Source organism: Blastococcus brunescens (assembly GCF_035320885.1).
In the GTDB taxonomy this organism is placed as follows: Bacteria; Actinomycetota; Actinomycetes; order Mycobacteriales; family Geodermatophilaceae; genus Blastococcus_B; species Blastococcus_B brunescens.
This window is the reverse complement of sequence record NZ_CP141261.1, coordinates 1,960,091-1,976,536: the sequence shown is the minus strand read 5'-3', so window position 1 is coordinate 1,976,536 and position 16,446 is coordinate 1,960,091. Positions and strand designations below refer to the sequence as shown.

The following is a 16,446-nucleotide window of genomic DNA, read 5'->3' as shown; positions in this document are numbered from 1 at the left end:
AGCCCGGTCAGGTTGCCGACGAACCGACCGGACTTGCCGCGCGCGAGCTCCGCGATGTCCGGGTTCTTCTTCTGCGGCATGATCGACGAGCCCGTCGCCCAGGCGTCGTCCAGCCGGGCCCACCCGAATTCCGTCGACGTCCAGAGGACGACCTCCTCCCCAACCGGGAGAGGTGGACGCCGAGCAGAGCGGCGGCGAAGCAGAACTCCGCGGCGAAGTCGCGGTCGCTGACCGCGTCGATCGAGTTGTCCGCCGCCCGGTCGAAGCCGAGCTCGGCGGCGACGGCGTCCGGGTCCAGCCTCAGGGACGAGCCGGCGAGCGCGCCGGCGCCCAGCGGGCTGACCGCCGTCCGCCGGTCCCAGTCCTGCAGCCGGTCGACATCGCGGGCGACGGAGTGCGCGTGGGCCAGCAGCTGGTGGGCGATGAGCACCGGCTGCGCGTGCTGGAGGTGCGTCATGCCCGGGGCCGCGACGTCCTGGTAGCGCTCCGCCAGGCCGAGCAGGGCGAACTCCAGCGACGACAGCTCGGCGACCAGGGCCCGCACGTGGTGCCGGAGGTAGAGACGCAGGTCGGTCGCCACCTGGTCGTTGCGGCTGCGGCCGGCGCGCAGCTTGCCGCCGAGGGTGCCGAGCTTCTCGGTGAGTCCGCGCTCGAGGGCCTCGTGCACGTCCTCGTCGGACTCGATCGGCGCGAACGTGCCCGCGGCCACCTCGGCGGAGAGCTCGGTGAGCGCGCCGACCATCTGCTCGAGCTCGTCGTCGGAGAGCAGCCCGGCGCGGTGCAGGACGCGCGCGTGGGCCCGGGAGGACGCCAGGTCGAAGGGTGCGAGTCGCCAGTCGACGTCCGTGGACTTCGACAGCGCCGCCATGGCCGGGGACGGGCCGCCACCGAAGCGACCGCCCCACAGGCGGGTCTGCGAGGTGGCGGGGTCGGCAGGGTCCACCGGGGTCACGGTGCGTCGTCCTCCAGGTCTGACTTCAGTTCGGGGTAGTTCGGTGTGGTGCCGGCCGCGAGCGATCGCAGGCGCTCGGCCAGGACCGGTCCGCCGTCGGGGTCGCGCGAGACGACCAGCAGAGTGTCGTCCCCGGCGATCGTCCCGAGGACGTCGGGGAGTCCCACCTTGTCCAGTGCCGACGCGAGGAACTGCGCCGCACCCGGGGGCGTGCGCAGGACGGCGAGATTGGCGCTGCCCTCGGCGTGGGTCAGCAGGTCCGCCAGCAGCCGGATGAGCCGGGCGGGCGCGGCCTGCGCGGGACGCAGCGGCGCGTTCTCCGGCGGCAGCACATAGCTGGCCGGCGCACCGTCGGAGCCCCGCATCTTCACCGCCCCGAGTTCCTCCAGGTCACGCGAGAGCGTGGCCTGGGTGACCTCCACGCCCGACTCGGCGAGCAGCGCGGCCAGGTGGGTCTGCGAGGTGACCGGTTGCGCCTCGATGAGCGCGCGGATCCGGGCCTGCCGTGCCGAGCGCGTGACCGCTCCCGTCATCGTCGAACCCGTCGGTCGCTCACGACTTCTCCAGGAGCCAGGTGAGAAGTGCCTTCTGCGCGTGCAGCCGGTTCTCCGCCTCGTCCCACACCGCGCTCTGCGGACCGTCGATGACGGCCTCGGCGATCTCCTTGCCCCGGTAGGCCGGCAGGCGGTGCAGGACGACGGCGTCGTCCGCGGCCCGGGCCAGGGCGGCCTCGTCGACGGCGTAGGGGCGGAACGGCGCGCTGCGCTCGTCGTACTCGCCCTCCTGCCCCATGGAGACCCACGTGTCGGTGGCCAGCACGTCGCTGCCCTCCGCTGCCTTGGCGGCGTCGGGCGTCCACTCCACGGATCCGCCGGTCTGGGCCGCGATACCGGCCGCGCGCAGGAATATCTCGGGGTCGGGCGAGAACGCCTCGGGGCAGCCGATCCGCACGTGCATGCCGGCCGTCGCACCGCCGAGCAGGTAGGAGTGCGCCATGTTGTTGGCGCCGTCACCGAGGTAGGTCAGCGACCGGCCGGACAGCGAGCCCTTGTGCTCGGCCACCGTCTGGAGGTCGGCCAGGATCTGGCAGGGGTGGTACTCGTCGGTCAGCGCGTTGACGACCGGCACCCGGCTGGCCGACGCCATCGCCTCGATGCGCTCCTGACCGAAGGTCCGCCACACGATGGCCGCGACCTGGCGGTCGAGCACGCGGGCGGTGTCCTCGATCGGCTCGCCCCGTCCCAGCTGGCTGCTGCCGGCGTCGATCACCAACGGGTAGCCGCCCAGCTCGGCCACGCCGATGGAGAACGACACCCGGGTGCGGGTGGACGGCTTGTCGAAGAGGACGGCGACGGCGCGGGGAACGCCGTTCGGAGCGGCGAGCGGGGTCGGCGCCTCCGCGGTGTGCCGGCTCGCCTTGAGGGAGGCCGCCAGTGCCAGCACCTCGGCCTGCTCGTCCGGGGTGAGGTCGTCGTCGGTGAGGAAGTGCCGGGTCATGACTGGGTCTCCATCGATGCGTCGAGAGCCGCAGGAAGCGCAGCGACGAAGGCGTCGACCTGCGCATCGCTGAGGACGAGGGCGGTGCCAAGCGGAGCACATCGGGCGCGACCGCGTTGGTCAGGAAGCCGGCGGCGCGCAGGGTCGCCTCCAGCGCGGGGGCGACGTCTGCGGTGAGGACGACGCCGAGCAGCGCGCCCCTCCCCGGACCTTGCTGACCCCCGGGTGACCGAGGCCCTCGATGCCGGCGGTGAACCGGTGCTCGAGCTCCTTGGCCCGTTCCAGCAGCCCCTCGTCGCGGATCGTGTCGAGCACGGCGAGCGCGGCAGCGGCGGCGATCGGGTTACCGCCGAACGTCGAGCCGTGCGCACCCGCCGTCAGCAGGTCTGCACCCTCGCCGAAGGCGAGCAGCGCGCCCATCGGCAGCCCACCGCCCAGCGCTTTCGCCAGGGTGATGATCTCGGGCTGGAGGCCGTCGGCCTGGTGCGCGAACCAGTGGCCGGTCCGGCCCATGCCGGTCTGCACCTCGTCGAGCGCGAACAACGCACCGGCGTCCGCGGCCGCGGATGCCGCGCCGGCCAGGTAGCCCGGCGGCGCCGGCAGCACGCCGCCCTCACCGAGCATGGGCTCGAGCAGCACCATGGCGGTCCGCTCGCCGACGATCCTCGCGAGTGCGGCCTCGTCCCCGTAGGGCACGTGACGCACGCCTCCGGGCAACGGCCCGAACGCGGCCGCCTTGGACGGCTGGCCGGTGAGCGCCAGCGCACCCATCGTCCGGCCGTGGAACGCCCCTTCGGCGGTGATCACCTCGGGCCGCCCGGTGAGCCTGCTGATCTTGAACGCGGCCTCGTTGGCCTCGGCGCCGGAGTTGCAGAAGAAGACCCGTCCGGGCCGCCCGGCGAGCTCCAGCAGCCGCTCGGCGAGCAGTACTCCCGGCTCGTGCATGGCCAGGTTCGAGACATGCCCCAGCTTCTGCGCCTGGGCGGTGATCGCCTCGACGACCTTCGGGTGCGCGTGGCCGAGGATCGTCGTCGCGATGCCGCCGAGCAGGTCGATGTACTCGTGGCCGTCGACGTCCCGGACGGTCGCGCCGCTGCCTGAGTCCAGCGCGACCGGCGGAGTCCTGTAGTTGCTCATCATGACGGCCGACCAGCGGCTGGCCAGCTCCTCGGTGCGCGTCATGGTGCTGTGCCCTCCTCCTCGGTCGATCCGGATGTGGTCGGCAGAGCCGGGACGACCATCGTCCCGGTGCCTTCGGTGGTGAACGTCTCCAGCAGCAGTGCGTGCGGCGTGCGCCCGTCGACGACCGTGGCGCGGCGAACCCCGCCCTCGACGGCGCGCAGGCAGGCGGCCATCTTCGGGATCATCCCGGCGTCCAGGTGCGGGAGGATCTCGGCGAGTTCGCGGGCGTCGATCTGCTGGACCAGCGAGTCGCGACGGGGCCAGTCGGCGTAGAGCCCCTCGACGTCGGTGAGGACCACGAGCTTCACCGCGCCCAACGCCGCGGCCAGCGCGGCGGCCGCGGTGTCGGCGTTGACGTTGTGCACCACGCCGTCGGCGTCCGGGGCGACGCTGGCGACGACCGGGATGTGCCCGACCTCGAGCAGCGCGGTGACCGGCGTGGCGTCGACGGAGACGACGTCGCCGACCAGGCCGATGTCGACCGGCTCGCCGTCCACGACCGCCTGCGTGCGGGCGGCGGTGAACAGGCCGCCGTCCTCGCCCGACAGGTGCACCGCCATGGGACCGTGCTGGTTGATCAGGCCGACGATGTCGGGCCCGACCTGGCCGGTCAGGACCATGCGGACGACGTCGATCGTCTCCGGTGTCGTGACCCGCAGGCCGCCGCGGAACTCGCTGTCGATGCCGAGCCGGCCGAGCATCTCGGTGATCTGCGGTCCGCCACCGTGCACGACGACCGGCAGGATCCCGCAGGTCCGCAGGAACACCATGTCCTCGGCGAAGGCCCGGCGGCACTCCTCGTCGACCATCGCGTGGCCGCCGTACTTGATCACGACGACGTTGCCGTGGAACTCCTTGAGCCACGGCAGCGCCCCGGTGAGCACGGAGACCTTGAGCCGGTCGCCCTCGGGGTCGTTCCGCCGCATCACCCGCCGCGTGCCGACCGTCCGCGGCAGCCGCGGCTGCGGGGTCGGCTCGTCGATCCGGACGTCCGGGGGTGTCGGGTCCTGGGCCTCGTTCCCGCTCACGTCGAGTACGCCGAGTTCTCGTGGACGTAGGTGATGGACAGGTCGTTGGTCCAGATGGTGGCCTCGTCGGTGCCGGCCTTGAGGTCGACGTCGATGGTGATCGCCCGGCCGGTGAGGTCGACGCCCTCGCGCGGATCGCCGATCGCGCCGCCCCGGCAGACGGTGACCCCGTTGATCGTGACGTCCACCTGGTCGGCCTCGAACGCGGCGTCGGTCGTGCCGATCGCGGCCAGCACCCGGCCCCAGTTGGGGTCGTTGCCGAACAGTGCCGTCTTGAGCAGGTTGTTGCGGGCGCAGGCCCGGCCGGCGGTGAGCGCGTCCGCCACGCCGGCGGCGTTGCGGACGGTGATCGCGATGTCCTTGGTCGAGCCCTCCGCGTCGGCCAGCAGCTGCATCGCCAGGTCGGTGGCCGCGGCGGTGAGCGCCTCGGTGAACTCCTCGGCGCTGGGCGTGATCCCGCTGGCGCCGCTGGCCATCACCAGCACCGTGTCGTTGGTCGACAGGCAGCCGTCGGAGTCGACCCGCTCGAAGCTGACGCTGGTGGCCTGCTTCAGCGCCGTCGACAGGACGGCCGGGTCGACCACGGCGTCGGTGGTGAGCACGACGAGCATCGTGGCCAGCGACGGGGCGAGCATGCCCGCGCCCTTGGCCATCCCGCCGACCGACCAGCCCTCCCGCTCCTGCACGGTCGTCTTCGGCACGCTGTCGGTGGTCATGATCGCCCGGGCGGCGTCCGGCCCGCCGTCCTCGGACAGGGCCTTCACCGCGTCGGTGACCCCGGCGGTCAGCTTCTCCATCGGCAGTCGCATGCCGATCAGGCCGGTGCTGGCGACGGCGACGTCGATCGCGCCCAGCTCCCGACCGGCCTGCCCCAGCTGGGTCGCGGCGTGCTCGGCGGTGGCATGGGTGTCGGCGAAGCCCTCCGGCCCGGTGCACGCGTTGGCGCCGCCGGAGTTCAGCACGACGGCCCGCGCCCGCCCGTCGTCCAGGACCTGCCGGCTCCACAGCACCGGCGCCGCCGGAAAACGGTTGGTCGTGAACACGGCCGCGGCGGCGTCATCGGGACCGTGATTGACCACGACGGCGACGTCGGGGTCGCCGGAGGACTTCAGCCCGGCGGCGACGCCGGCCGCGGAGAAGCCCTTGGGCGCGGTCGTGCTCATGGCGCTACTCCTACGAGGGGAAGACCGGTGGTCTCGGGCAGGCCCAGGGCGAGGTTGGCGCACTGCAGCGCCGCTCCCCGGTGCCCTTGGTCAGGTTGTCGACGGCCGCGACGACCACCAGCCGGCCGGCGTCCGCGTCCATCGCGATCTGCAGGGCGACGGTGTTGGCGCCGAGCACCTGCGCGGTCGTGGGCCACTGACCCTCCGGCAGCAGGTGCACGAACGGCTCGTCCGCGTAGGCCTTCGCGTACGCCGCCCGGGCGGCGTCGGCGTCCACGCCCGGCAGCAGCCTCGCCGAACAGGTGGCCAGGATGCCCCGGCTCATCGGCACCAGCGTCGGCGTGAAACTCACGCCCACCGGGGCACCTGCTGCCTGCGACAGGTTCTGGATCATCTCCGGCGTGTGCCGGTGCACCCCGCCCACGCCGTAGACGCTGACCGAGCCCATGACCTCGCTGCCCAGCAGGTGCGGCTTGGCCGACTTGCCCGCGCCGGAGGTGCCGGACGCCGCGACCACCACCACCTCGGACTCCACCAGCCCGGCCGCCAGGGCCGGGGCCATCGCCAGGGTCACCGACGTCGGATAGCAGCCCGGCACGGCGATCCGCCGGGCACCGGCCAGCTGCTCCCGCTGACCGGGCAGCTCCGGCAGCCCGTACGGCCACGACCCCGCATGCTCGCCGCCGTACCAGCGGGCCCAGGCCGCCGGATCCTCCAGCCGGTGATCCGCGCCGCAATCGACGACCAGCGTGTCCGCGGGCAGCTGCCCGGCGATCGCCGCGGACTCCCGTGCGGCAGCGCCAGCACCACCACGTCGTAACCGGCCAGATCCTCGGCGCCGCTCGGCCGGACCTCCAGGTCGGCGAAGGGCAGCAGGTGCGGCTGCAGCTCACCCAGCCGTCGGCCGGCGCTCGCATTGGCGTGCACCCCGGCGAGGCGGAGGTTCGGGTGCCCGGCCAGCAGCCGGCACACCTCCCCGCCCGCATACCCGGTGGCGCCGGTGACCCCGACCGTCCACGTCTGCCCTGTACTCACACTGCATGACCATACACGGGCATGCATGACCGTTCACTCGGTTATTCCCCAGCGCTCGGCCCGCGCGGCCGTCAGGGCCGCGAGCCCGCGCGCAGCCTGGCGAACCCGGCCGCGGCGAGGAACGCGATGAGCGCGGTCACCGCCCAGGCGACCGCCGGTGTGCCGGAGGAGGCGCTCGGGACGCCCGTGGTGGTCGCCGCCACCAGCAATACGAGCGCCGTGCCGACCGCCGTCCCGAGCTGGGCGCTGGTGTTGTTGACGCCGGACGAGGTGGCCCGGAGCGACTCCAGGACGTCGGTGCCCAGCGAGGTGGTCGCGACCGCGGCGAGGCCGAGCCCCACACCGGCCAGCGCCATGCCGGCCACCACGAGGACGGCGGTGGCAGGTGCCAGCAGGGGTAGCAGGATGCCGGCCCCGATGAGGGCCAGCCCCGCGGCGGTGACCCGCTCGCGCGCAGGTCGCACGATCAGCCGGGCGGCGAGGGCCGAGCCGGCGATGACCGAGACGCTGCGCGGCAGCAGGGTGGCCGCCGCCTCCAGCGGCGACCGGCCCAGCGTGGCCTGCAGGTAGAGCGTGATCAGGGTGGCGATCCCGCTGGTGGTCACCGTGTTGACGAAGGAACCGCTGGTGCCGCGCAACACCTGCGGCCTGCGCACCAGCGCCACGGGGAAGGAGCGGGGCGGACGTCCGACGGTCCACGGCCGCGAAACGCGACGCCGACGACGACGGCCGCGAGCGCGCCGGGCACTATGGCGGATGTCACCGACACGTGGAGGGCGATGCCGGTCAGGCGATCGGGTCGTCGTCCCCGTAGGGCTGGAGGCGTAGCCGTCGGGCGGCGTCCTCCGGCGTGATCCCGCGGACGGCATCCGGGTCGTCCGCGCCAGCGCGCAGGAAACGCCCGGACCACGCGTCCAGCTCCCCGCCGCGATGGCGACGACCAGCTCGACGACCCGCTCGGGCGGCGTCCAGTCCTCGAAGCCCTCCCACATCGCCATGGAGCGGGTCATCGGAGTGTCGACGACGCCCGGCGAGACGTCGAAGGCGCGCACGTCGCTGCCGTCGAGCGCCTCCGCCAGCGCCTCGGTCAGGCGCATCAGCCCGGTCTTGGCCACCGAGTAGGCCGAGTACTCGGGCCGCGCGCGCACGCTCATCCCGCTGGCGATGTTGACCACCCGGCCGCGGTTGCGCAGCACCATCCACGGGATCACGGCCCGCGACAGCAGGAAGCCGCCCCTGATGTGGCTGGACACGACGTCCCACCACTGGTCGGGGTCGGCCTCCCAGAGCGGCACCTCCAGCGCGTCGATCAGGCCGGCGTTGTTGACGAGCAGGTCGATCTGGCCCAGCTCGGCGACCACGCCCTCCACCGCTGCCTCCACCGACCCCCGGACGGTGACGTCCGCGGGCACGGCGAGGGTCCGAGCACCCGTCGCGCCGGCCACCTCGTCCATCGCGGCCCGCAGCCGCTCCTCGCCTCGAGCCAGCCCGGCCACGGCCATCCCCTGGGCGGCCAGCGCCTCGACGAGGTGCCGGCCGATCCCGGTCGAGGCACCGGTGACCAGAGCAACCTGGCCGGCGAGGCTAGGCACGGAGCTCAGCCCCGGTCGAGGCAGCGGCGGCCGCGACCGCGGCATCGCGCACTGCCGTCGCTTCCTCGCTGGTCAACGTCCGGTCCGGCGCGCGCAGCGTGAGCGCGTAGGCCAGCGAGCGGGAGCCGGCCGGCACGGGCGCACCGGTGTAGACGTCGAAGAGCCGCAGTGACTCCAGCAGCTCCCCGCCCCCTCGCGCAGCGCACCGGCCACCTCGGCCGCAGGCACGTCGTCGCGCACGACGAGCGCCAGGTCGAGGAGGACCGGGGAAGGCCGAGATCGGCGGGCCCACCGGAACGGCGCGCTCGGGCAGCGCGTCCAGCGACAGCTCCATCACGCAGGTGCGCGCCGGCAGCTCCAGCGCGGCGCACACCCGCGGGTGCAACTCGCCCGCATATCCCACGACACGGGGGCCGACGTCCGGAATGTCCGCCAGCAGCTCCGCGCACCGGCCGGGGTGCCAGGGCGCCCGATCCCCCGCCCGGACGGTCAGCTCCACGCCTGCCGCGGCGGCGACCAGGCGGGCGGCCTGGACGGCGTCGGCCCAGGTCGCCGGCCGCCCCGGGCCCCACCAGCCACGGGGTTCACGATTGCCGGTCGACGCCACGGCGACGTGCCACGGCTGGGCCGGGACCGCACCCAGCAGCGCGGCCAGAATCTCGTCGTCCGGCCGTCGGTCGACGCCGGGCAGCGGAGCCGGCGAGCGGCGCCCCCGGGGAAGACGGCACCGTGCTCGAAGATCGCGACGTCGCGCTGCCCGCGGGAGATGTTGCGTGCCAGCGAGGCGAGCAGCCCGGGAGGAGCGTCGTGCGCAGCGCCGGCTCCTCCTCCGAGAGCGGGTTGCGCACCAGCACCACCTCGCGGCGCTCGTCGTCCTCGGGGAGGCCCAGCGCGTCCAGGACCGGCGTCCCGACGAACGGGTAGGACGGTGCCTCGACGTAACCGGCCTCCGCCAGGGTCCGGCCGACGCGCGCCGCCGGCGCTGGACGTCGGTCAGCCCACGGCCGGGCGGCGCCGCCGGCAGCACCGAGGGGACGTCGTCGTAGCCGGCGAGCCGGACGACCTCCTCGACCAGATCGGCCGGGTCGGTGAGATCGGGCCGCCATGGTGGCGGGGTGACGGCCAGCGGGCCGGCGCTCGCGTCGACGGCGCAGCCGACGGCCTCCAGCAGCTCGACGACCTGGGCGGCCGTGTACGGCACACCGGCCACCTGCGCGGGCTTGGCGGCGTCGAGCTCGATCGCCGGTCGCGGTCCGCGGGTGTCGATGTCGACGACCCCGCCCACCACCTGGGCACCGCCGTACTCGCACAGCAGGTCGGCGGCCCGCGCCAGCGCGACGACGGTCATCTCCGGATCGACGCCGCGCTCGAACCGCTTGGCGGCCTCGCTGGGCAGCCGGTGGCGGCGGGCGGTGCGCGCGACGCCGGTCGGCTCCCAGTGCGCCGCCTCGAGCAGGACCGCGGTGGTCCCGTCGCCGATCTCGGTGGTGGCGCCGCCCATCACGGCGGCCAGGCCGATCGGGCCGCTGTCGTCGGTGATCAGCAGGTCGTCGGTCGACAGGCTGCGCACAGTGCCGTCGAGAGTGGTCAGCTTCTCGCCGTCGCGGGCGAGCCGGACGGTGATCGGGCCGGTGACGGCGTCCCGGTCGAACGCGTGCATCGGCTGGCCGAGCTCGAGCATCACATAGTTGGTGACGTCGACGGCCAGGGAGATGCTGCGCACGCCGGCCTGCGCGAGGCGCCGGCGCATCCACCAGGGGCTCGGCGCGGTCGGGTCCAGGCCCTCCATGGCCAGCATGGAGAAGCGGTCGCAGCGCTCGGGGTCGGCGACGGCCACCTCCCAGGCGGGCGCGCCCGACCACGCGGGCGGCGTGATCGCGCCGGGGTCGCGCCAGGGCGCGGCCAGGCCGGTGCCCATCTCGCGGGCGATGCCGCGCATCGACAGGCAGTAGCCCCGGTCGGGGGTGACCGCCAGCTCGACGACGACGTCGTCCAGCCCGACGACCGGACCGGCCGGGGTCCCGGGCGGCGGCACGTCGGCGCCGTGGCCGCCGAGAACCAGGATGCCGGCGTGGTCCTCGCCGATGCCCAGCTCGCGGACCGAGCAGATCATCCCGTCGGAGACGTGGTCGTAGGTGGTCCGCGCGGCGATGGCGAACCCGCCCGGGAGCACGGCTCCCGGCAGCGCCACGACGACGGTGTCGCCGACGACGAAGTTGCGGGCGCCGCAGACGATGCCCCGCGGAGCGTCCTCCCCGACGTCCACCTGGCAGTAGCGGATCGGCTTCTTGAACCCGGTCAGCTCCTCGATCTCCAGGACCGTGCCGACGACGAGCGGCCCGGTGACCTGCTCGGGACGGTGGATCTCCTCCACCTCGAGTCCGAGGCGCACGAAGGCGAGGTCGAGGTCCTCGACGGACGTCCCCGCGGGAACGTCGACGTACTCGGCCAGCCAGCCGATGGGGACCCGCATTACTCTGCCGCTCCCTCGTGACGGTCGGTCACTGCTCTACTCCGAATGCCGTGGTGAACCGGACGTCGCCCTCGACGATGTCGCGCATGTCGCCGACCCCGGAGCGGAACTGCAGGGCGCGCTCGATGCCCATGCCGAACGCGAAGCCCGAGAACTCGTCCGGATCGATGCCGCAGGCGACCAGCACCCGCGGGTTGACCATCCCGCAGCCGCCCCACTCGACCCAACGCGGGCCGTCGCGGTGCTCGGGGAACCAGACATCGAACTCCGCCGACGGCTCGGTGAACGGGAAGTAGCTTGGCCGCCAGCGGGTGATGGCGTCGGCACCGAACAGCGACCGGGCCAGGTGGTCCAGCGTGCCGCGCAGGTGGGCCATCGTCAGCCCGCGGTCGATCGCCAGACCCTCGACCTGGTGGAAGACCGGCGTGTGCGTCGCGTCGAGCTCGTCGGTCCGGTACACCCGGCCCGGCGCGACGACGTAGATCGGCGGGGTGCGGGACAGCATGGTGCGGGCCTGCACCGGGCTGGTGTGGGTGCGCAGCACGAGGCCGGAGTCCGCCGGCGCCACGAAGAACGTGTCCATCATCGTGCGGGCGGGGTGGTCGCGGCCGATGTTGAGCGCGTCGAAGTTCAGCCACTCCGCCTCGAGCTCGGGGCCGTCGGCGACCTCGTAGCCCATGCCCACGAAGATGTCGGCGATCCGGTCGGTCAACGTCGTCAGCGGGTGCCGGGCGCCGCGCGGGATGCGGTCCCAGGGCAGCGTGACGTCGACCCGTTCCTCGGCCAGGGCACGGGCGTCCCGCTCGGCCTCCAGCTCGGCCAGGCGCTCGGCGTAGGCATCGGTGACCGCCTGGCGGGCGGCGTTCACCCGCTTGCCGGCGTCGCTGCGGGCGGCCGGTGGCAGGGCACCGAGCTCGCGGCGGGCCAGCAGGACGGGCGCGCGGTCGCCGAGGTGCGCCGGCCGCACCGCGGCAAGCGCCTCCAGGTCACCGGCGCCGGCGAAGGCCTTGTGCGCGGCCCTTACCGCGTCGTCGAGGGCCTCCGGGGAGAGCGCGGCGACCTGCTTCGGGTCGTATGGATCGTTGGCGCCAGACACGGGAGGCCATTCTGCCCGCTGGGCCCGGCCGCCCGCGTCTGGGTTCCGCTGCGAGGATGCCCGCGCGGCGCTGGCAGCCGCGTCCTACCTCACCGCACAGGGTCCTACCTCACCGTCGACGCTGAGGGAGGACCCACCATGATCAGGGAACCTGATCATCGAACGGGGCAGCAGGAGGTCGTTCGTGGCGGTCGTCCTCGCCCTGGCCTCGGCCGTGGTCTACGGCGCGTCGGACTTCCTCGGCGGGCTGGCCAGCCGCAAGGCATCGGTCTTCGGCGTCGTCGCGGTGTCACAGCTCGTCGGTCTGGCTGCCCTGCTCGTCCTGCTGCCCTGGCTCGGCGGCCCGGTGGCCGGCGCCGACCTCGGCTGGGGCGCGGCCGCCGGGCTGGCCGGCGCCGCGGGGCTCGTCGTCTTCTTCCGCGCTCTGGCCGGCGGCGTCATGAGCGTCGTCGCGCCGGTCACCGCGGTCACCGCCGCGGCCGTGCCCGTCCTCGTCGGGTTGCTCCAGGGCGAGACCATCGGCCCGTGGACGGCGGCGGGGATCGGGCTGGCCCTCGTGGCCGTCGTCCTGGCGTCCGCGGAGGCGGGCCTGTCCGCGCTGCGCGCGGCGCGCACCTCGGCGTTGGCCCCCGCGCTGCTGGCCGGGGCGATGTTCGGGCTCTTCTTCGTGCTCCTCGACCGGACGTCGGCCGATGCCGGCCTGACCCCCTGGTGACCGCCCGGCTGGCGTCGGTGTCGCTCGTCGTCCTCATCGCGCTCGCCGGGAAGCAGTCGCTGCGGGTCCCCCGGCCGGCGTTGCCGCTCGTCGCCGTCTCCGGGATCGGCGACATGACGGCGAACGCGCTCTTCCTCCTGGCCGTCCAGGCCGACGGCCAGCTGGCCATCACCGGCGTGCTCGCCTCGTTGTACCCGGTCAGCACCGTGGTCCTCGCGCAGGTGGTGCTCCGCGAACGGCTGGTGGGCGCGCAGGTCTCCGGCCTGCTGTCCGCGGCTGCCGCGGTCGTGCTGATCACGCTGCCGAATTGAGTCCCCCTTGGGGTGACTCAGTCGACGTCGGCTCATCCCATCGGCCGGGCCGGCCGATGGCAGGGCGTGGACCCTTCCCCCGATCGACGGAGAGCGCGCTCGCAGCGGCGCTGGCTCCCGGCGGCGTGCGCAGCGTGTTCCAGCCCATCGTCGAGCTCGACACCGGTGCCGTCGTCGCCTACGAAGCGCTCGCCCGTGGCCCCCAGGGGCCCCTCGAGCGGCCCGACCTGCTGTTCGCGGCAGCGCGGACGGCCGGTCGGCTGGCCGAGCTGGACGAGCTCTGCCGCGCCGCGGCGTTCCGCGGCGCGGTGGAGCAGGGCCTGCTGGCGCCGCTGACCGTGTTCGTCAACGTCGAGCCGGAGATCCTCGACAGCGCACCGCTCGATGACCTGCTGGCCATCGCCGACGGTGCGCCGAAGGACCTGCGCATCGTCATGGAGATCACCGAGCGGGCCCTCGCCGCCCGCCCGGCCGAGCTGCTGCGCACCGTCGAGCGGGTGCGCGCCCTGGGCTGGGGCGTGGCCGTCGACGACGTCGGCGCGGACTCGATGTCGCTGGCCTTCCTCCCGCTGCTGTCCCCCGACGTGGTCAAGCTCGACCTGCGCCTCGTGCAGGAGCGGCCAGGGCCGGCGGTCGCCGAGATCATGAACGCGGTGAACGCGCACGCCGAGCGGACCGGCGCCGTCGTCCTCGCCGAAGGCATCGAGACCGCCGAGCACCTGGCGACCGCCCGCGCGCTCGGCGCCACCCTCGGCCAGGGCTGGCTCTTCGGCCGGCCCGGTCCGGGCGCCGCTCCCGGCCTGCCCACCGGGGAGCTCGCGCTCCCCGGTGGCGCCGTGGCGGCACCGGTCGACTCCTCCCCGTTCGGCTGCCTGCCGGCCGGCGTGCCGCTGCGCCGCTCGCGGAAGTCGCTGCTCATCGAGCTCAGCAAGCAGCTCGAGCGCGAGGCCATGCGGCTCGGTGAGACGTGCGTGGTCGCGGCGACCTTCCAGGAGGCCCGCCACTTCACGCCGTCGACCATCCAGCGCTACCGCGACCTGGTCGAGCGCACCGGCTTCGTCTGCGCACTGGGCGAAGACCTGCCGGTGGAGCCGCTGCCCGGCGTCCGGGGGCGGCGCTCGACCCCGCGGACCCGGTGCGGGGCGAGTGGGACGTCGTCGTGCTGAGCCCGCACTTCAGCGCCGCGCTGCTCGCCCGCGACCTGGGCGACGACGGTCCGGACCTCGACCGTGGCTTCGAGTACGCCCTGACCTACGACCGGGACACGGTGGTGCGGGCCGCGCACGCCCTGCTCACCCGCGTCGCCCCGCGGACCGGCAGCACGGCCGTCGAAGCGCCCGCGCGGCCGCAGCCGCAGTCCTCCCCCGCAGCCCCGGCCCTGCCGCCGATCGGCGTCGACGGCGACGCCTTGCTGCGCAGTGCCCTGGCGGCGACGACCAGCGGCGTGACCATCGCCGACATGCGGCTGCCGGACCAGCCGCTCGTCTACGTCAACGAGGCCTTCGAGCAGCTCGCCGGTCTGCCGCGCGAGGAGGTCCTGGGCCGCAACTGCCGGTTCCTCCAGTCGGCCGACACCGACCCCGCGGCGGTCGCCCGGATCCGGTCGGCCATCGCCCGCGGCGAGGAGTGCCGGGAGACCGTCCTCAACCTGCGGGGCCCCGGTCGGGAGCCGTGGTGGAACGAGATCCACCTGGCGCCGGTATTCGACCCCGACGGCACCGTCGCGCAGTACATCGGGGTGCAGCACGACGTCACCGCGCGGGTGGAGGCCGAGCGCGCCCTGATGCAGGAGCGCGACCGCAACCGCGCCTGCCTGACCCGGATCGAGGAGCTCGCGTACACCGATCCGCTCACCGGCCTGCCCAACCGGCGCCGGCTCGAGGAACAGGTCGAGACGGCGGTCTGGGATGCCCGCAGCGGCACCGACACCTTCGCCTTGCTGTTCGTCGACCTCGACGGCTTCAAGGCGGTCAACGACGGCCGGGGTCACGCGGTCGGCGACGAGCTGCTGCAGACGGCGGCCCGCACGCTCCGCGGCCGGCTGCGCCGGGGTGACCTGCTCGCCCGGCTCGGCGGGGACGAGTTCCTGGTCGTCCTCAGCGGGCTGGACCCGGAGTCCGCCGCCGCCGAGGCCCGTCGCGTCGCCGACGACCTCTCGGCCGCCCTGAGCGCTCCGATGGATCTCCGCGGTTCCGAGGTCGCCGTCGGTGCGAGCGTCGGGATCGGCGTCTACCCGGCGGACGGCGAAGACTTCGGCGCGCTGCTGCACAGCGCCGACGTCGACATGTACGCCCGGAAGACGGCCGCGCGCATGGCGCTGCCCCGCCGCTGACGCCCGTCAGCCGCGGGGAACGCCCTCGCCGTCGCCGTCGAGGAGCTCCACCGGAAGGGCGGCCGGCCGAGGCCGCTGATCCGGGTGTTGCCCCAGGGGTCGCGCTCGGTCGCCTCGGCCGGCGCGCTGCCGTGGGGCGTCGTGAGCAGCAGGGTCGTCCGCGGCGGGAGCCCGGTCCGCACGCGGCCGGACCAGACGACGTGCCCGGCGAGGGGTCGAACCGGGCGGCCAGCGCGGCCGCCGCGGTGCGCGGCGGCTCGCCCTCGACCGTCACGGTGACGTCGCCCTCGTAGCCCTCGGTTTCCTCGTGCCCGCTCATCCGTCTCCTGTCAGGCCCGCGGGGGCAGCAGGGAGCCGAGCCCACCGTCGGCCAGCGCGACCAGTTGCTCGACGAGCTCCCCGGCCGGGACCGGGCGGGTGGTGGCCCACCAGTGCGACGTCAGCTGCACCATCCCGACGAGTCCGTAGGCCCAGGTCCGGGCCGCTCCGGACGGACGTCCCGCGGCCTCCAGGCGCTCGGCGAAGAGCCCCGCCAGCGCGTCGGCGATCCGGTGCTCGGTCGCGGCCACCAGGTCGGCGCGGCCGGAGCGGCCGGTGTGGGCGTAGGCGAAGCGGTGGAGCTCCGGCTCGTCCTCGATCAGGGCGACGAACGCCGTGATGACGGCGCGCAGCGCGGCCCTGTCGTCGCCGTGCTCGCGGACGATCTCACCGAGCAGCCGCGGGAGCAGCACGGTGTCCGAGATCCGCTCGAGGACGGCATCGACCAGTTCGTCCTTGTCGGAGAAGTAGCGGTAGATCACCGTCTTGGAGACCCCGGCGCTGCGCGCCACGTCGTCGACCGCGAAATCGGGACCGGTGCTGCGGACCGCTTCGACGGCCGCCCCGATCAGGTCCTCGCGGCGGGCCCTCCGGTGCTCGGTCCACCGGGACCGGCGGCCGTCCTGCGGAGGGGTGTCGGGCACGGGCGCTGCCTCGACGCGTGGCGGGGTGCCCCGGTCATCCGCCACCTGTTGCATGTGTTTCACGGTAACAACTACCTTCCTCACAGCCATGCTCGACGTTCCGGGGAT

The 16,446-nt window shown here is 74.1% G+C and carries 14 protein-coding genes and 5 pseudogenes; 4 read left to right on the top strand and 15 right to left on the bottom strand.

What is annotated here, in order from left to right; all coding sequences use genetic code 11:
• Positions 1-74: 74 nt before the first annotated feature.
• The 13 genes and pseudogenes from argH to U6N30_RS13140 form a co-directional block, all read right to left on the bottom strand.
• A pseudogene (gene argH, locus U6N30_RS13200) lies at positions 75-868 on the bottom strand (argininosuccinate lyase); the annotation flags it as partial.
• Between the two features lie 80 nt (positions 869-948).
• Positions 949-1,485 carry an arginine repressor gene (locus U6N30_RS13195; RefSeq protein WP_324277629.1) on the bottom strand — a complete coding sequence of 179 codons (537 nt, stop codon included), beginning with the start codon at positions 1,483-1,485 and terminating at the stop codon, positions 949-951.
• Positions 1,486-1,504: 19 nt separating this feature from the next.
• Positions 1,505-2,449, bottom strand: coding sequence for an ornithine carbamoyltransferase (argF, locus tag U6N30_RS13190; RefSeq protein ID WP_324277628.1), 945 nt, complete (start codon positions 2,447-2,449; stop codon positions 1,505-1,507).
• 120 nt (positions 2,450-2,569) lie between these two features.
• The gene (locus tag U6N30_RS13185) at positions 2,570-3,631 is read right to left on the bottom strand and encodes an acetylornithine transaminase (protein ID WP_324277627.1); all 1,062 of its coding nucleotides are present in this window, start codon (positions 3,629-3,631) and stop codon (positions 2,570-2,572) included.
• Positions 3,628-4,659 (bottom strand): acetylglutamate kinase, encoded by a 1,032-nt coding sequence (argB, locus tag U6N30_RS13180; RefSeq protein ID WP_324277626.1) that lies wholly within the window; start codon positions 4,657-4,659, stop codon positions 3,628-3,630. The genes U6N30_RS13185 and argB overlap by 4 nt, the downstream gene beginning before the upstream one ends.
• Positions 4,656-5,822: a bifunctional glutamate N-acetyltransferase/amino-acid acetyltransferase ArgJ gene (argJ, locus tag U6N30_RS13175; protein WP_324277625.1), complete on the bottom strand. Its 1,167-nt coding sequence runs from the start codon at positions 5,820-5,822 to the stop codon at positions 4,656-4,658. Before argJ ends, argB begins: the two co-directional genes overlap by 4 nt.
• A 10-nt stretch (positions 5,823-5,832) precedes the next feature.
• Positions 5,833-6,570: an N-acetyl-gamma-glutamyl-phosphate reductase gene (gene argC / locus U6N30_RS13170; protein ID WP_324278285.1), complete on the bottom strand. Its 738-nt coding sequence runs from the start codon at positions 6,568-6,570 to the stop codon at positions 5,833-5,835.
• A gap of 98 nt (positions 6,571-6,668) precedes the next feature.
• A pseudogene (locus U6N30_RS13165) lies at positions 6,669-6,884 on the bottom strand (hypothetical protein); the annotation flags it as partial.
• Between the two features lie 44 nt (positions 6,885-6,928).
• On the bottom strand, positions 6,929-8,449 hold the full coding sequence (locus U6N30_RS13160) for an SDR family NAD(P)-dependent oxidoreductase (RefSeq protein ID WP_324277624.1): 1,521 nt from the start codon (positions 8,447-8,449) through the stop codon (positions 6,929-6,931).
• A complete protein-coding gene (locus U6N30_RS13155; RefSeq protein WP_324278284.1) occupies positions 8,442-9,092 on the bottom strand; it encodes a phenylalanine--tRNA ligase subunit beta-related protein in 651 nt (216 codons plus the stop codon). Before U6N30_RS13155 ends, U6N30_RS13160 begins: the two co-directional genes overlap by 8 nt.
• Positions 9,093-9,220: 128 nt before the next feature.
• A pseudogene (locus U6N30_RS13150) lies at positions 9,221-9,555 on the bottom strand (hypothetical protein); the annotation flags it as partial.
• A pseudogene (pheT, locus tag U6N30_RS13145) lies at positions 9,474-10,922 on the bottom strand (phenylalanine--tRNA ligase subunit beta); the annotation flags it as partial. The pseudogenes U6N30_RS13150 and pheT, both read right to left, overlap by 82 nt.
• A gap of 28 nt (positions 10,923-10,950) precedes the next feature.
• On the bottom strand, positions 10,951-12,018 hold the full coding sequence (locus U6N30_RS13140) for a phenylalanine--tRNA ligase subunit alpha (RefSeq protein ID WP_324277623.1): 1,068 nt from the start codon (positions 12,016-12,018) through the stop codon (positions 10,951-10,953).
• 184 nt (positions 12,019-12,202) lie between these two features.
• On the opposite strand from U6N30_RS13140, the gene U6N30_RS13135 reads away from it, so the two are divergent.
• The 4 genes from U6N30_RS13135 to U6N30_RS13120 all read left to right on the top strand — a co-directional run bounded on the left by U6N30_RS13135 (position 12,203) and on the right by U6N30_RS13120 (position 15,376).
• Positions 12,203-12,733 carry an EamA family transporter gene (locus U6N30_RS13135; RefSeq protein ID WP_324277622.1) on the top strand — a complete coding sequence of 177 codons (531 nt, stop codon included), beginning with the start codon at positions 12,203-12,205 and terminating at the stop codon, positions 12,731-12,733.
• Complete coding sequence (locus tag U6N30_RS13130) at positions 12,730-13,044, top strand: EamA family transporter (RefSeq protein WP_324277621.1); 315 nt, start codon at positions 12,730-12,732, stop codon at positions 13,042-13,044. Before U6N30_RS13135 ends, U6N30_RS13130 begins: the two co-directional genes overlap by 4 nt.
• 125 nt (positions 13,045-13,169) lie before the next feature.
• A complete protein-coding gene (locus U6N30_RS13125; RefSeq protein WP_324277620.1) occupies positions 13,170-14,210 on the top strand; it encodes a sensor domain-containing phosphodiesterase in 1,041 nt (346 codons plus the stop codon).
• A complete protein-coding gene (locus U6N30_RS13120) occupies positions 14,180-15,376 on the top strand; it encodes a diguanylate cyclase domain-containing protein (protein WP_324277619.1) in 1,197 nt (398 codons plus the stop codon). The genes U6N30_RS13125 and U6N30_RS13120 overlap by 31 nt, the downstream gene beginning before the upstream one ends.
• Here U6N30_RS13120 and U6N30_RS33840 read toward each other — a convergent pair.
• Both U6N30_RS33840 and U6N30_RS13115 read right to left on the bottom strand, forming a co-directional pair.
• Positions 15,274-15,582, bottom strand: a pseudogene (locus U6N30_RS33840) (DUF4873 domain-containing protein); the annotation flags it as partial. The gene U6N30_RS13120 and the pseudogene U6N30_RS33840 overlap by 103 nt on opposite strands.
• Positions 15,583-15,705: 123 nt before the next feature.
• On the bottom strand, positions 15,706-16,338 hold the full coding sequence (locus U6N30_RS13115; protein ID WP_324277618.1) for a TetR/AcrR family transcriptional regulator: 633 nt from the start codon (positions 16,336-16,338) through the stop codon (positions 15,706-15,708).
• Between the last annotated feature and the right edge of the window lie 108 nt (positions 16,339-16,446).

Bases quoted from the DNA above. Each gene is read 5' to 3' on its own strand.
- argF (WP_324277628.1), bottom strand. From the start codon at position 2,449: ATGACCCGGCACTTCCTCACCGACGACGACCTCACCCCGGACGAGCAG.
- U6N30_RS13195 (WP_324277629.1), bottom strand. From the start codon at position 1,485: ATGACGGGAGCGGTCACGCGCTCGGCACGGCAGGCCCGGATCCGCGCG.
- U6N30_RS13185 (WP_324277627.1), bottom strand. From the start codon at position 3,631: ATGACGCGCACCGAGGAGCTGGCCAGCCGCTGGTCGGCCGTCATGATG.
- argJ (WP_324277625.1), bottom strand. From the start codon at position 5,822: ATGAGCACGACCGCGCCCAAGGGCTTCTCCGCGGCCGGCGTCGCCGCC.